The 12,218-nt window shown below is 66.0% G+C and carries 12 protein-coding genes; 4 read left to right on the top strand and 8 right to left on the bottom strand.

The genetic code is table 11. The features are described 5' to 3' along the window. Positions 1 to 8: 8 nt before the first annotated feature. Positions 9 to 1,094, bottom strand: a complete 1,086-nt coding sequence (locus FM113_RS09470) for a HAMP domain-containing sensor histidine kinase (RefSeq protein ID WP_087014023.1) — start codon at positions 1,092 to 1,094, stop codon at positions 9 to 11. Next, the gene (locus FM113_RS09465) at positions 1,087 to 1,752 is read right to left on the bottom strand and encodes a response regulator transcription factor (protein WP_087014361.1); all 666 of its coding nucleotides are present in this window, start codon (positions 1,750 to 1,752) and stop codon (positions 1,087 to 1,089) included. Before FM113_RS09465 ends, FM113_RS09470 begins: the two co-directional genes overlap by 8 nt. Positions 1,753 to 1,875: 123 nt before the next feature. Here FM113_RS09465 and FM113_RS09460 point away from each other — a divergent pair, with 123 nt between their 5' ends. Then, the gene (locus FM113_RS09460; RefSeq protein ID WP_254908947.1) at positions 1,876 to 2,532 is read left to right on the top strand and encodes a M15 family metallopeptidase; all 657 of its coding nucleotides are present in this window, start codon (positions 1,876 to 1,878) and stop codon (positions 2,530 to 2,532) included. A 99-nt stretch (positions 2,533 to 2,631) separates the two neighbouring features. On the opposite strand, the gene FM113_RS09455 is transcribed toward FM113_RS09460, so the two are convergent. Together FM113_RS09455 and fbaA are read right to left on the bottom strand one after the other, a co-directional pair. Beyond that, a complete protein-coding gene (locus FM113_RS09455) occupies positions 2,632 to 3,465 on the bottom strand; it encodes a DUF6264 family protein (protein ID WP_087014019.1) in 834 nt (277 codons plus the stop codon). Beyond that, entirely contained in the window at positions 3,465 to 4,493 is a 1,029-nt protein-coding gene (gene fbaA / locus FM113_RS09450; RefSeq protein ID WP_087014017.1) for a class II fructose-bisphosphate aldolase, read from the bottom strand. Before fbaA ends, FM113_RS09455 begins: the two co-directional genes overlap by 1 nt. A gap of 287 nt (positions 4,494 to 4,780) precedes the next feature. Here fbaA and glpX point away from each other — a divergent pair, with 287 nt between their 5' ends. Beyond that, complete coding sequence (glpX, locus tag FM113_RS09445) at positions 4,781 to 5,764, top strand: class II fructose-bisphosphatase (protein WP_087014015.1); 984 nt, start codon at positions 4,781 to 4,783, stop codon at positions 5,762 to 5,764. A gap of 70 nt (positions 5,765 to 5,834) precedes the next feature. Here glpX and FM113_RS09440 read toward each other — a convergent pair whose 3' ends face one another. Then, on the bottom strand, positions 5,835 to 7,304 hold the full coding sequence (locus FM113_RS09440) for a DNA recombination protein RmuC (protein ID WP_087014013.1): 1,470 nt from the start codon (positions 7,302 to 7,304) through the stop codon (positions 5,835 to 5,837). 29 nt (positions 7,305 to 7,333) lie between these two features. On the opposite strand from FM113_RS09440, the gene FM113_RS09435 reads away from it, so the two are divergent. Next, positions 7,334 to 7,687: a hypothetical protein gene (locus tag FM113_RS09435; protein ID WP_087014011.1), complete on the top strand. Its 354-nt coding sequence runs from the start codon at positions 7,334 to 7,336 to the stop codon at positions 7,685 to 7,687. A 29-nt stretch (positions 7,688 to 7,716) separates the two neighbouring features. Here the strand turns inward: FM113_RS09435 and FM113_RS09430 are convergent, their stop codons facing one another. From FM113_RS09430 to FM113_RS09420, 3 genes are all read right to left on the bottom strand, one after another. Continuing rightward, a complete protein-coding gene (locus FM113_RS09430; RefSeq protein WP_087014009.1) occupies positions 7,717 to 8,340 on the bottom strand; it encodes an NADPH-dependent F420 reductase in 624 nt (207 codons plus the stop codon). Between the two features lie 5 nt (positions 8,341 to 8,345). After that, positions 8,346 to 9,557, bottom strand: coding sequence for an NAD(P)/FAD-dependent oxidoreductase (locus FM113_RS09425; protein ID WP_087014007.1), 1,212 nt, complete (start codon positions 9,555 to 9,557; stop codon positions 8,346 to 8,348). A 91-nt stretch (positions 9,558 to 9,648) separates the two neighbouring features. Further along, entirely contained in the window at positions 9,649 to 11,028 is a 1,380-nt protein-coding gene (locus FM113_RS09420; protein WP_087014005.1) for an MFS transporter, read from the bottom strand. A 155-nt stretch (positions 11,029 to 11,183) separates the two neighbouring features. Between FM113_RS09420 and FM113_RS09415 the strand changes: the two genes are divergently transcribed. Beyond that, positions 11,184 to 12,113 carry a LysR family transcriptional regulator gene (locus tag FM113_RS09415; protein WP_087014003.1) on the top strand — a complete coding sequence of 310 codons (930 nt, stop codon included), beginning with the start codon at positions 11,184 to 11,186 and terminating at the stop codon, positions 12,111 to 12,113. Positions 12,114 to 12,218: the final 105 nt, after the last annotated feature.

Below are 12,218 nucleotides of genomic sequence, written 5' to 3'. Positions count from 1 at the left end.
CGCGCGCCTTACGCGTCTGGAGCTGCGGGTAGCGTGACCTGTGCGCTCAGCCCACCGCTCCGGGGTGAGGCGAACCGCAGCGACCCGCCGTGTGTTTTTACGATCTGTTCCACGAGTGCGAGGCCGAGCCCGACGCCCTCGGTGGGGTTCTGGGCTCGCCCAGAGCCGCGGAACAGTGGCTCGGTGAAGCGCGCGAGCGTGGTCTCCTCGATGAAGGGACCGTCGTTGGTGACGGTGAGGACAATCTCGTCTGGATCGCCGGCGATCGCCGCAGGCCGGGTGTCGGTGGTCACGCCAACGCCTCCTGTGCCGTGCTGGATCGCGTTTCTGAGCAGGTTCTCGACGAGCTGGTGGAGCAGCAGCGGATCCGCGATTACGAGCGCGGGAGGCGGGGTGGATCCCGCGGGATCAGCTACGCCGAGCCGCACGGCGGCTTCCTGCGTGAGGGCGGCAAGGTTCACGACGTCGTCGGCGCTTGTGTCCCGTCCGCCGGCGGCATGGAGCCGCAACAGCGCTTCCATCAGCGTGATCGCGCGCGTGTTCTCAGTGGTGAGATCCCGCAGGAGGGCGCTCGGATCCGTCTCTTCGGGGTGTTGGGCGGCTGATTCGAGGAGCACAGACATCGTCGACAGTGGAGTACGGAGCTCGTGGGACGCGTTCGCGGCGAAGCGGCGTTGCGCGGCGAGAGTGTCTTGCAGCCGGGCGACCATCGCGTCGAAGGCTCGAGCCACGTCTCCAAACTCGTCACGCCGCTCGAGCGCGATCCGGTGATCGAGATCGCCGTCGGTGATCCGGCGGGCCCCGGCTTCGAGCGCGCGCAGCGGCCGCAGCACTCGGCCCGAGAGAAGCCAGCCCCCGAGCAAGCCGAGAACGAGGAACCCCAGCATGATCCACAGCGAGAGTTCCACGAGGGTATCGAGGATCTCTCCGCGGCTTGTATTGACCGGGGTCCGTGAGGGATCGTCGGAGACGAGCGGGTAGCCCGGGAGGTAGCGCACCACCACGTAGACCCCGGCCAGCACCGCGCCGCCTGCCACGAGGAGGAACGCAGTGTAGCTGAGCGTCAGCGTGATTCGTGCTCGTGAGTTACGCATCGACGGCCATCCGGTAGCCCTCGCCCACGACGGTATCGATCGGGTCCGGCTGGCCGAGTGCTCGGCGCAGGGTCGACACTGTGACCCGGGGAGCGGTCGTGAATGGATCAGCGTGCTCATCCCACACTTTTTCGAGGAGCGTCTCGGCACTGACAAGCCCGCCTCCCGCCCGCATGAGTTGTTCGAGCACGCCGAACTGCTTTCGCGTGAGGGTGACTTGAGTGCCTCCCCGGCGTACCTCGCGTGTGAAGGGGTCGAGCTCGATGGTGCCCCACAGCAGTGTGGTGGGGAGCGCGGTTGTGGGGCGGCGGGCGAGCGCGCGCAGCCGCATCACAAGCTCGGCAAGCGCGAATGGTTTGGTGAGGTAGTCGTCGGCACCAAGACCGAATCCATCGATCTTGTCCTGGAGTGACGCGGCCGCGGTGAGCATGATTACGCGCACCTCGGGGTGGTCTCGGTGTGCGCGGCGGGCCACCTCGTCACCGTGCACGCCCGGGATATCGCGATCGAGTACGAGCAGGTCGACCTCGTGCACCGCGAGCGATTCGAGTGCGGTGTCGCCGTCCGCGACGAGGTCGGCTGCGAAGCCCTCTCGGGCGAGATGGGCCCGCACGGCGGGGCCCAGGACGGGATGGTCTTCAACCACAAGTACGCGCATGCTGATCAGTGTAGGCAGGGCGATGTTGCGTCCGTGTGAGAAACTCGACGTGTTCTTTCTTGACCAACCCAGATCTTTTCCGACCATACACTGATGCAACATCCGGCCCGCTTCACTGGAAACATGTTCACGAAGTTTCGTACTCTCTCACCCGCCGTCTTCGCCAGTGTGTCGGCGACGGTACTCACTCTCGTGGCGCTCACGCTGCTCCTGGCGCTGGGCGCCTGCGCTCCGGGCGCGCGGGAGGCCAGCACTGATTCAGGGAACTTCGGCGTCGTTGAGGCCCCGCCCGAGGGGGACGGCACAGTTTTTGCCGATACCTCGCCCGCTGCGGCTTCGGGCGACGGATCGATTCACGACCCGAACGGAATCTCGGTGCACGCGGATCACGCGGCGATGGCCGGGCTTGATCCGGCGTTGCATGACGCTGTGCTTGCGGCGGCAGACCGTGCGGCGGCGGACGGGATCGAGCTTCGCGTAACGTCGGGATGGCGCAGTGCCGAATTGCAGCAGCAGCTCCTCGATGATGCCGTAGTGACGTACGGCAGTGAGGAGGAGGCCCGGAAGTGGGTAGACACCCCGGAACGTTCGAGCCACGTCACAGGCCAGGCTGTCGATATTGGGGGACTCGAGGAGTCCCTCTGGATGGGCCAGTACGGGTCCGAGTTTGGGTTGTGCCAAACGTTTGAGAATGAGCGGTGGCACTTCGAGCTCGCTGAGCTCGAGGCCGACGGCATGTGCCCGGCACCCCCATACACGAGTGCAGCGGAGCGGCCGTAACCTTGGCCGCCCCGCTGCGGGGTGTGTGCGTGCCCGGGTCACCGGGCGGTGCGCTCTACATACTCTGCGCTCTACATACTCTGCGCTACAGGCTCCTACCTACGGAGTCTGCATCTCTGTGAGCGCGTTCAACATCTTGTCGAGGGATCCCGTGGGATCGTTCTGCAACTGCTCCATGATTTCGGGGGCACCGGAGAGCGCGATCATGGGCACCACCACGAGGAGGATGAACGCGATCGCCCCGGCGGCGAGCGGCACCCAGAACGTGATTTTGTGCTGGCGCATCCGCTGGATCGAGAAGATCAACGTGAGTGCGAACAGCAGGAGCACGACGAGCCCGCTGACGACACCGAGCGGGCCGACCCAGCTCGCAACGGTTGCATCCTCGAGCCCAATCAGCGAAGCGGTCAGGCGGATCTGTGACTCCAGGCCAAAGAACGACGCCGCGATGTTCAGTGCGCCGAACGCGCCGAACGCGAGCAGCACGATCGTCACGATCCGGTCGCCCAGCCGCGGTGTCGGGGTCCCCGGCATCCGGTAAGCGGGCGGCAGCTGTGCGTTCTGCTGCGGGTTTTGGTGCTGCGGGTTTTGCTGCTGCGGGTTCTGCTGCTGCGGGGCCGCTGCGCGATACGGTTCGCCAGCACCCTGCTGCGTGTCTGCCGCGGGACGGACCTGCCGCGCCGGGGCGGCGTCACCGCTTCGAGCGGGGGCACCCAGGTTGTGCGGCACGCCTGCGGGGGCAGCGGGCACGCCGCCGCCCGTGCGCGAGCCTGCCTCAGCGGCGTCCGCCGCGGCACCCTCGGGCTTCCACTCCCAGCCCTCCGGGGCGTACTCGCCATAGGCGGGCTGTGCGGGGCGAGCGGGCTGTGCAGCAGCGGGCTGCTGCGGAGGCTGCTGCGCGGGCTGTTCGGGCGCGGTGGGTTCGGAGGACACTAGGCGCTCACGGACTTTCCGGCGGAGCCGAGCTGCTCGGAGGCCAGCGCGATGCGCGCGGCCATCCCGCTCTCGGCTGCCTTGCCGTAGGCGCGGGGGTCGTACAGCTTCTTGTTGCCGACCTCGCCGTCGATCTTCAGCACGCCGTCGTAGTTCTTCATGATGTGGTCGACAACCGGGCGGGTGAACGCGTACTGCGTGTCCGTGTCGATGTTCATCTTGATCACGCCGTTGCGCACAGCCTCAGCGATCTCCTCGGCCGAGGAACCGGAGCCGCCGTGGAAGACGAGGTCGAGGGGCTTTTCGCCCGTGCCGTACTTCGCCTGCAGCCCGGCCTGGATTTCGGCGAGGAGCTCGGGGCGCAGCTTCACACCGCCGGGCTTGTAGACGCCGTGCACGTTGCCGAAGGTGAGCGCGGTGAGGTAGCGGCCCTGCTCGCCCAGGCCGAGCGCCTCGACAGTCGCGACTGCGTCCTCGAGCGTCGTGTAGAGCTGGTCGTTGATCTCGTGGGCGATGCCGTCCTCTTCGCCGCCGACGACGCCGATCTCGACCTCGAGGATCATTTGCGCCGCAGCCATGCGGGGCAGGAGTTCGCGTGCAATGTCGAGGTTCTCAGCGAGGGGCACAGCCGAGCCGTCCCACATGTGCGACTGGAAGTAGGGGAGCCCGCCCTGCGCGACCCGCTCTTCGCTTGCAGCGATGAGGGGGAGCACGAAGTTGTCGAGGTGCTGCTTGGGGCAGTGGTCGGTGTGCAGCGCGACGGTGACGTCGTAGGCCTTGGCGACCTCCTCCGCGTACTTTGCGAACGCGATGGCTCCGCCGACGCGGTTCTTCACTGTGTGGCCGGCAAAGTAGTCGGCACCGCCGAAGCTGACCTGGATGATGCCGTCGGATCCGGCCTCAGCGAAGCCCTGCAGAGCGGCGTTGAGCGTCTGCGAGCTTGACACGTTGACGGCGGGGAATGCGAAGCTTCCCGACTTGGCGGCGTCAAGCATTGCGGCGTACTGTTCCGGGCTGGCGACGGGCATGTGTGCTCCTCGAGTGTGGGCCGCGCCCGGTGACGTGCGGTGCGCGGCGGGTGGTTCTTGACGGGTAGTTCTTGACGGGTAGTTCGTGACGGGTAGTTCGTGACGGGATCGTGCGGATGAATCGGGGGCCGCGGCGCCGTTGCGCGGCGAACGGCCGGTTCTCTGCCCCAGTCTACGGGGTCAGATCGGGGAATGGCCGGGGGCCAGGAACCCCGCGCACACCGGGACGCGGCAACCCGCCTCGGCGCTCTGCGGACCGATCGCTCGGAGGCGGTAGACTTCTGGGCATGACTGAACCCGTTTCGCTTGGCGACTGGCAGCCCGACCGTAACCTCGCGATGGAACTCGTCCGCGCGACCGAAGCCGCAGCAATGCGCGCAACCCCGTGGATTGGCCGCGGGGATAAGAACGCAGCCGATGGTGCTGCGGTCGACGCGATGCGTCGGTTCCTCTCGACCGTGAACATGAAGGGCACGGTCGTGATCGGCGAGGGCGAGAAGGATGACGCTCCCTGGCTGTACAACGGCGAGGTTGTCGGCAACGGCGAGGGTGCAGAGTGTGACGTTGCGGTGGATCCCATCGACGGCACGCGCCTCACGGCCGAGGGTCGCCCGGGTGCGCTCTCGGTGATCGCGGTGGCGGATCGCGGCAGCATGTACGACCCCTCGGCAGTGTTCTACATGGACAAGCTCGTGTGCGGTCCGGAGGGCGTCGGCGTGGTCGACATCAACCGTCCGATCGGCGAGAACATCCGCGCGCTGGCTCGTGCAAAGAAGGTCGACGTTTCTGACATTCGCGTCGCGGTGCTGGATCGTCCCCGCCACGAGCAGCTCATCACCGACATCCGCGAGGCCGGTGCCGGCACTCGTCTCCTGATGGACGGCGACGTCGCGGGCGGCGTGAACGCGGCTCGCTGGGATTCCCGAATTGACATGTGCGTCGGCATCGGCGGCACCCCCGAGGGCATCATCACCGCGTGCGCCGTGAAGGCTCTCGGCGGCGTGATCCAGGGCCTCCTGTGGCCGAAGGATGACGAGGAGCGCGAGCGCGCCCTCGCCGCGGGTCACGACCTCGACCGCGTGCTCGAGGCGAATGACCTCGTTGCGAGCGACAACTGCTACTTCGTGGCGACCGGCATCACCGACGCCGAGTTCATCGATGGCGTTGAGCGTCGCGGTCCGTTCATGCGCGCCGAAAGCATCGTGATGCGCTCGCACTCGGGAACCATCCGCCACATCGTGAGCGACATGGATCCGAGCCGCTGGGACTAATCTCCTGACGCGACGCAGAACGCCCCGAGCGAATATTCGCTCGGGGCGTCCTGCGTTTTCGGGGTCTCTCCTAAGCCCAGAGCTTGTCGGGGTGGCCGGCGCCCACGGTTTCGTCAGAGCTCGCTGTGCTTCCTGAGCTTCCTGTGCTTCCTGTGCTTCCTGTGTTCGCTGTGCTCGTTGAGTTTGCTGTGTCCGCTGTGTCCGCTGTGGTGCTCGCATCCCCGGCACCGTCCGTCTCACCGTGGTCCTCGGCCTCGGGCCGTAGCTCCGGTGCAACGAGCGGTCGCACCGCATCCTCCAGCTGGGCCGGGGGTGGCGCGATCTGTTCCCCGTTGAGCGCGCTGATCTTGCGCGCTGTCGGGAGGACCTGGCGTTCCAGTGAGCCGATGTAGGCGTTGTAGTCTTGCACCCCGCGGGAGAGCGTGCGGCCCAGCTTGTCGAGGTGGGTTGCGTTGCGGCCGAGGCGCGTGTGCAGCTCCCGGCTCAGGTCGAACAGCGCCCGCGCTTCCGAAGTGAGCGACTCCTGCCGCCAGCTGTGCGCCACCGACTTCAGAATGGCCCAGAGGCTCACGGGAGAGGCGAGGGCAACGCGACGCTCGAAGGCGAACTCCATGAGCAGCGGGTCGGTGTCGAGCGCGCTGGAGAGCAGCGATTCGCTCGGCAGAAACGCGATCACGAACTCTGGGGAGTCGGGGAGCGCGGCCGCGTAGTCGCGTTTGCTCAGGGCGAGGATGTGCTCGCGGAGTGCCTTGGCGTGCTGTGCGAGGAGCGCGGTGCGGCGGGCGTCTCTCGCGTCGTCTTGCGGAGCGCTGAGCTGCTGCGCATCGAGCTGCTGTACCTCAAGGTACGCGGCGAACGGCACCTTCGCGTCGATCGCGATGGCCTTCCCGCCCGGCAGATGCACGACCATGTCGGGGCGGAGCACGCCCTGTTCCGTGGTGAGCTGCTGCTGCACCTGGAAGTCGACGTGCTCGATCATGCCGGCCGCCTCGATGATGCGCCGCAGCTGGGTTTCGCCCCACAGTCCGCGAGTGTTGTTCGAGCGCAGCGCGGCCGCGAGACTCTCAGCGGTACCGCGGAGCTTATCTTCGGCCAGGGCCGCCTGGCGTAACTGCTGTGTGATCTCCCCATGCTGTGTGGCGCGCTGCTGCTCGAGCGTCGTGACGGTCTGCTCGAGCTTGCCGAGGCTCTCGCGGAGCGGGGCGAGCTGCTGCAGCACGCGCTGTTCCTCGCGCTCCAGCTCGGCGCGTTCCCGCGCGTGGAGATGGGCGTCGCGGAGCCGTTCTTCGAGGCCATGCACGCGCGTCTCGGCTGCGGCGAGCTCTTCTCTGAGCAGCCGGGCACCCGCTTCGGCATCGAGCCGCGCATGCTGCGCGGCGAGTGCCACGTCGCGTTCCGCGGAGGCCGTGTGTTCTGCGAGAGCGGCACTGAGGCTGCGCGCGGCGCTGCGCCCGCGGACGGTCATGCCGACAGCGGCGCCGGCACCGCCGGCGAGCAGGGCCACCAAAATGAAGAGCAGCGCGAGAGTGATCGGGGTCATGCATCCCAGGATGGCAGGGACCACTGACAATGCCGTGGAACTACGCAGTGCTGCTGAACGGCACAGTGTTGTTGAACGACTCAGCGTTGCTGAACGGCACAGTGTTGTTGAACGGCACAGTGTTGTTGAACGGCACAGCGTTGCTGAACGGCACAGAGCTGCTGAACAGCACAGTGCTGCTGAACGACTCAGTGTTGTTGAACAGCACAGTGTTGTTGAACGACTCAGCGTTGCTGAACGGCACAGTGTTGCTGAACGGCACAGCGTTGCTGAACGATGCAGTGCTGTTGAACGACGGAGTGCCGCTGAACGATGCAGGGCCGCTGCGGGCACCGAGTGAGTTCGGTGCCCGCAGCGGCGGCCCGTGCCGCGGTAGCCAGTAGAGCTGCAGCAGCGGCCACTGCAGCAGCAGCTACTGCAGCAGCGTGAATCCCGACTCGTAGCGCGTCTTGCCCGTGGCGGCCAGCACGATCTGCAGGAAGCCCATTGCTTCGAGTTCGCGTGCTCGCGACAGCTGGCCTGCGTCGATCGCTCGGAGCCCGCTCGCTTCTATGAGCGCTGCCACCGCGATCTTTGCTTCGGCGTCGTCCCCCGCGAACAGCACGGTTGTCGTGGTGGTGCCGTTGGTGCCGGTGCTGAGCGTATCCCCGAGGTTCACATTGAAAGCTTTCACGACCGCGACCCCCGCTGGGAGCGCCTGGGAAAGCTCGACGGCGGTCGAGGAGTCTGCGGGCACTTGGAGCTCATCGTAGGTCGTGAAATCGATCGGATTGGCGATGTCGATCACTGTTTTGCCGGCGAGGCGATCCCGGTACTGCTCCAGCACACTCGGATACGCCTCGTAGGGAACAGCGAGCACCACGAGCTCGCCCGTGAGGTCGTCGCCCACCATGCCGTAAACCGCGTCGGATCGTTCGAGCGAGGATCCGGCCCCCGCTCGTCGTCGAATGATCTGAATGTCCGCTCCGGCGCGTGCGGCGATCTCGGCGATCGCGGAACCCATCTTGCCGGTACCAATAATGCTGACGGATGTCATGTGAATCAGATCCTCCTGAATCGGGTGAGTGCTTTTTCGGCGGCCTTGACCGCGTCGAAGTCGAAGATCACGCTGCGGCGGAAGTCGCGCCCTGCTCGGAGGTCGGCGTCGCGCTTCGCGATGTCTTCGAACTCGTTCTGCGCGTCGAACTGGGACCCGCTCCGGCGAGATGCGTTCTGCAGGATCGCGGTCCGCTGCATCCGCACCGCCGTGTACCGCTTGAAGGCCTCTGCGATCCCGTCGACACCCTCGGCTTCTTTGAGGAAAAATGCGAGGGTGATCGCGTCCTCCATCGCCTGGTTGACACCCTGACCCGCGTGCGGCAGCATCGTGTGCGCCGAGTCGCCGAGGAGTGTGACGCGCCCCTGTGACCAGTTGGTCAGCGGCTCGTGGTCATAGAGTCCCCACCAGAACGTCTTGTCGATCAGACTGATGAAGTGCTGTAGCCGCGGGTCCCAGTTTTCACCGGCAAACTCTGCGGCGAGATCGGCCACGTTGCCGGGTGCTGACCACGACTCTTTGAGTGGTCGGTCGCTCGGAACGAAGCCGACGTAGTTGAAGAGTTTGCGCTGCTGCAGCGGGTAACACATGAAGTGTTTCCCCTCGCCCATCCAGACCTGGCTGATCATGCGCCAGTCATCGGGGAGCAGGCTCGCGTCGAGCACACCGCGGTACGCCATGAACCCCGAGTAGACGGGCTCAGGAAGATGCATGAGTGAGTCCCGCACGACGGAGTGGATCCCGTCCGCTCCGACGACGGCATCAAATTCCTCCTGCACGCCGTTCTCGAACTCCACACGGACTCCGTGCTCGAGCGGGTGGATCGCGGTGAGGCGGTGGCCTAGGCGAATCGTGTCTGTCTCAACCTCCTGCGCCAGTACGTTGACGAGGTCGGGCCGGTACATCCCAACGTTTTGGTATTGCTGCGCGGAGTCCTCCCAGGCGGCTTCCGCAACAAGGTTGCCGAGCGAATCCTGGTACACACCGTGGCCGTCCGGAATTGCCCCGGCTCGCTTGACCGGTTCGAGGACCCCGAGCCGGTCAAGCACGCGTTGCCCGTTTGGGGCGACAGTGACGCCCGCGCCGACATCGCCGAGTTTACGTGCCTGCTCGAAGACTGTGACGTCGACGCCGGCGATTCTCGTGAGCGCGATGGCGGCGGTGAGTCCGCCCATCCCGCCGCCGATGACCGCGATTCTGGTGGGGTGATCACCCATGATGACTCCTTCTTGCTGGATGATGGAATACGTGCTGGTGGCGAGCGCTGCCTACCGCTCGCGAGCGCCGCCTACCGCTGTCGAGCGCGGCCTACCGCTGACTGAGGAGCTCCGGGGTTGCCACCGGAGTGGAGAAGACCGTGGCACCGTGGGCCTGTTCGGCCTCATGATCCGGACCGAGCGGGATCCCAGACCGATCGCGCAGGCACAGGGCCGCGCCCGCTCCGAGGAGCGTCGTGATGAGTAGGTACCACGAGACCGCTGCGGTCGTGCCGGTGGTGTCGAGCAGCATCTGCGAGATCATGGGTGCAAAAGCGCCACCGAAGACCGCGCCGAGCGCGTAGGTGATCGAGACCCCGGAGAAGCGGACTGAGGCCGGGAAAATCTCTGAGTACCACGCGGCGAGCGGGCCATAGGTGAGGCCGAGCCCTGTCGAAATCAGGACAAGCGCGGTGTACAGGCCAGGGAGCCCGCCGGTGCTGACGAGCCAGAAGATCGGGAACGCCGCAATCGCCTGGATGCCAAAGCCGATCAGGAACGTGGTGCGTCGGCCGAGCACATCGGCAAGGTAGCCGGAGAAGAGTGTGGAGCAGAACCACACGAGTGCAGCAACGCAGGCAGCGAGAAGCACCGCAGTGGTGTCGAGGCCCTGTTCAGCGATGGCGTAGTTGTTGAGGAATCCGCCTGTTGTCATGTAGCCGAGGGTGCTGTTGCCGACAAATACGAGCGCGGCGAGCACCACCAGGCCCCAGTGCCGCTTGAACAGGGTCACGATCGGTGCGCTTGTCTGGGCCCCGCGCTCGGCGATTTCCGTGAAAACGGGGCTTTCCTCGACGGAGCGCCGGATCACAAACCCGACGACGATGAGCACAACGCTCACGAGGAACGGCACGCGCCACCCCCACTGCAGGTATGCCTCGCCGGGGGAGATGACCCCGGTCATGAGCGCCGTCATGCCTGAGGCGAGCAGGAAGCCGAGCGGCACACCGAGCTGCGGCCAGGATCCGGCCCGGCCCCGCCGATCCGCGGGGGCGTGCTCGACGGCCATGAGGACCGCGCCGCCCCACTCGCCGCCGGCGGAGAGGCCTTGGAGGATGCGCAGAAGCAGCAGGAAGATAGGCGCCGCGATGCCGATCTGGGAATAGCTCGGAAGCACACCGATGAGCGTGGTCGCGACGCCCATCAGCACGAGTGTGACCACAAGCATTGTGCGCCGCCCAATGATGTCTCCGAAGTGCCCCGCGAGGAATGCGCCGAGTGGCCGGAACAGGAACGAGATCCCGACGGTTGCAAGCGAGAGCAGGAGGGCGATCTCCTTGCCTGCGGGCTGGAAAAAGAGCTGCGCGAAGACGAGGCCCGCGCTTGTCGCGTAGATGAAGAAGTCGTACCACTCGATTGTGGTGCCGATGATTGTCGCGAAGGCGATCCGGCGCTGCGAGCTGGGTCTCGCCGCGGTGTGTGATGCGCTCATGAGTGGAGGTCCCTAACGTCGTTGTTGCCCCTCCGGCGGAGGGATCTGGGAAGGTGCCTCTCTAGTGTTGTGGTGCGCGTCACTGCGTGTAAATCACAGTAATATGAAGATCAAATTCGATTGAACTTCAGTTTCCGAAATAGGGAGGCACGGTCATGGCCGACGTGAGTTTGCGGCAGCTGGAACTCTTTGCTGCGCTCCCGAATTTCGCCACGCTCAGCGCTGCGGCGGCTCACCTGCACATCTCGGAGTCGGCACTCTCGCAGGCGATCACAAGCCTGGAGCGCGCCGTCGGGGAGCAGCTGTGCGTGCGCCGCAAGGCTCGTGGACTCACGCTGACGCCCACGGGACAGCAGTTTGCCCGTGAGGCGCGGCAGATCGTTGCGGATACTCAAGAGCTTGTCCTTGGAGCGCGGCGGGGGCAAGAACTGCGGGGCCCGGTCAAGCTGGGGTGCTTTTCGAGCTTCGCCACCCATGTGGTGCCTGAACTGCTGGAGGAGTTTCCCAAGCGGCACCCCGGCGTTCACATTGAAATCATGGTGGGTACGAATGAGGAACTGCTCTCCGAACTTGAGGCTGGCAGGCTCGACGTGGCGCTCGTGTACAACGTGTCCCTCCCGCTCGGCTATCGGCGCCGCAAAATTTATGCGACCGAGCTCGAGGTGCACCTCCATCCCGAGCACCCGCTCGCGGCGGCGGACGCGGTGGACCTCGCAGATCTCGCGGAGGAGCCCTACATTCAGTACGACGCCACCCCGGGAACCCGAAACGTCGCGGACGCATTCAGCGCGCGTGGCCTCGAACCGCGGATCGAGGCCCGCGTGACCCAGATCAGTCTCGTGGAGGCGATCGTGGCCCGCGGCGTGGGCTACGGTCTGCTGATGTCTCGGCCCAACACGCTGCCCACAAGCATTGAAGGACGGCCGTTTGTGATTCGCCCGCTCGATCCACCAGTCACCGTCTCCCACGTGGTCGGCATCTGGCCCGAAGACATGAGCCTGACGCCGCGTGCCTCGGCACTGCTTGACTTCGCCGCGGAGCGCTACGGGAGCTTTGGTCGGGGCGACGTGCAGCAGCACCGCTAGAACGGCATCGGCGGCTCTGGCGGCTCTGGCTGCTCCGTCTGCTCCGTCGGATAGGGGAGCCCGGACGAGCCGGGTGAGGTTCCGGCAAGTGCCACCCCCAGACAC

Source organism: Leucobacter sp. 7(1) (assembly GCF_900163635.1).
GTDB lineage: Bacteria > Actinomycetota > Actinomycetes > Actinomycetales > Microbacteriaceae > Leucobacter.
The sequence above is the reverse complement of the archived record's forward strand: the minus strand, read 5'-3'. Positions and strand labels throughout refer to the sequence as shown.

Excerpts from the sequence above, each read along its gene's own strand:
- FM113_RS09435 (WP_087014011.1), top strand. The coding sequence starts at position 7,334 with ATGCCGTGGAACTACGCAGTGCTGCTGAACGGCACAGTGTTGTTGAAC.
- FM113_RS09460 (WP_254908947.1), top strand. The coding sequence starts at position 1,876 with ATGTTCACGAAGTTTCGTACTCTCTCACCCGCCGTCTTCGCCAGTGTG.
- FM113_RS09420 (WP_087014005.1), bottom strand. The coding sequence starts at position 11,028 with ATGAGCGCATCACACACCGCGGCGAGACCCAGCTCGCAGCGCCGGATC.
- FM113_RS09465 (WP_087014361.1), bottom strand. The coding sequence starts at position 1,752 with ATGCGCGTACTTGTGGTTGAAGACCATCCCGTCCTGGGCCCCGCCGTG.
- FM113_RS09470 (WP_087014023.1), bottom strand. The coding sequence starts at position 1,094 with ATGCGTAACTCACGAGCACGAATCACGCTGACGCTCAGCTACACTGCG.
- fbaA (WP_087014017.1), bottom strand. The coding sequence starts at position 4,493 with ATGCCCGTCGCCAGCCCGGAACAGTACGCCGCAATGCTTGACGCCGCC.
- FM113_RS09430 (WP_087014009.1), bottom strand. The coding sequence starts at position 8,340 with ATGACATCCGTCAGCATTATTGGTACCGGCAAGATGGGTTCCGCGATC.
- FM113_RS09440 (WP_087014013.1), bottom strand. The coding sequence starts at position 7,304 with ATGACCCCGATCACTCTCGCGCTGCTCTTCATTTTGGTGGCCCTGCTC.
- FM113_RS09425 (WP_087014007.1), bottom strand. The coding sequence starts at position 9,557 with ATGGGTGATCACCCCACCAGAATCGCGGTCATCGGCGGCGGGATGGGC.
- FM113_RS09415 (WP_087014003.1), top strand. The coding sequence starts at position 11,184 with ATGGCCGACGTGAGTTTGCGGCAGCTGGAACTCTTTGCTGCGCTCCCG.
- glpX (WP_087014015.1), top strand. The coding sequence starts at position 4,781 with ATGACTGAACCCGTTTCGCTTGGCGACTGGCAGCCCGACCGTAACCTC.